Origin of the sequence: Acinetobacter sp. 226, from assembly GCF_048147925.1 — a bacterium.
Classification (GTDB): Bacteria; Pseudomonadota; Gammaproteobacteria; order Pseudomonadales; family Moraxellaceae; genus Acinetobacter; species Acinetobacter pecorum.
Genome location: NZ_JAYWYX010000073.1, coordinates 1 through 1469 on the forward strand (window position 1 = coordinate 1; position 1469 = coordinate 1469).

Consider the following 1469-nt stretch of genomic DNA (forward strand, 5'->3'; position numbering starts at 1 on the left):
TGTTATTCCCAAGTAGAAATGTCCTACCTAATAACCAAATAGAAATGTCCTATATGGACATTTCCAAGTCAAGCACAGGATTCAGATTTCGCTGTTGAATTGCTGTTTTCTGTGCACGTCTGCTTGGCATCTTTTGAGAACGATTGCGTTTGTTTTGCTGTTCCAGTTCTTCATGCTGCTGTTGGATATGATTCAGAACAGCACCCAACCGTTTATTCTCAACAATCTCTCGCTGGTTCAGCTGACTTAATTTATCGAAGATGCTGTAATTGATCTTCCGACTTTCATGCATGATGGCCACAGTACCATCCGGGTATTCTAGAAATTCAAGATACTTGCCGATCAACCTCTGATTTTCTTCTGTATTCTCCAGGAGATATACACATTTATCATAAGTAATGGTCAGGCTTTTCGTCACTCTGCGTGGTTCACGCCAGGTAAAAACATCATCTAACTCTTCGGCTGTTTCAGTGACAGTCCGGTGTAGATCCTTGGGATTAAAAGCCATCTTGGCAAATTTACGATTAAATTGCTCAATAAAGCAGGGCAACCACTTATTCGCATCTGCAATCGAATTGATACCTTCCAGGCGCATCTCCTTAATCAGACGATCCTGAAGTGTTCTATTCGCTCGTTCCACACGACCTTTGGCCTGGGGTGAGTTAGCGAAGATGATATCGATTTTGAGGGTACTGAGTACGCGTCCAAACTGGGTAATCCTGGTGTCTTTCTTACTGCTTTGATTTACCCTAAACACTGAATGTTTATCGCTGTAAAACGCTAAGGGCTTACCGTGCTGTTCAACATACAGGCGTGTTGAAATCATATAGTCAAAGGTTGATTCTGATTCACAGAAGCGTAAATGCTGCAATTTTCCTGTGGCATCATCAATAAACACCAGTAAACAGCATTTAGGTGCTCGTCCTTCAAACCAGTCATGATGTGAGCCATCAATTTGGATCAGTTCACCATAACAATCCCGGTTATATCGAGGCTGATACGGGCGTTTCAGGCGCTTGGCGCGAGGAATCCATAAATCGGCTGCAATCATCCAGGAACGCAGGGTTTCTACTGAAATATTAAAGCCATAAACGCTAGTCAGCTTTTCATGGGCTAAAGTTGGTCCGAAACCATGGAATTGTTCAGCGACCAGATTGAGGCACTTGAGTCTGATCTCTTCAGGAAGCCTGGAATTGCTGGTTTGGCCACGACCGGCATGGGCTAATGCAGTGGGACCTTGAGCTTTGTATTTTTGCAGTAAGCGTCTGATCTGACGTTCTGAAATATGCAGTAGCTGAGCAGCTTGGGATTGAGTTATGCGTTGATCACAGATTTCCTGCAAGATCGACAATCGTTTAAGTTCTTTATCCGACATAGACACCAACATATCAAACCGTCCGCTAAGGAAATTGCAAAAGTGCATATTCTAAAAGCGGACATTTTTACTTTGGAGAAACCGGACATTTCTA

General features: G+C 43.2%; 1 protein-coding gene. It reads right to left on the reverse strand.

Features of this window, described 5'->3' with window-relative positions:
* Positions 1 to 49 precede the first annotated feature (49 nt).
* On the reverse strand, positions 50 to 1375 hold the full coding sequence (locus VXP95_RS15440; protein WP_180082248.1) for an ISNCY family transposase: 1326 nt from the start codon (positions 1373 to 1375) through the stop codon (positions 50 to 52).
* Positions 1376 to 1469 lie beyond the last annotated feature (94 nt).

What these genes read in the sequence shown, in the direction of transcription:
- VXP95_RS15440 (WP_180082248.1), bottom strand. Translation starts at nt 1,375, where the DNA reads ATGTCGGATAAAGAACTTAAACGATTGTCGATCTTGCAGGAAATCTGT.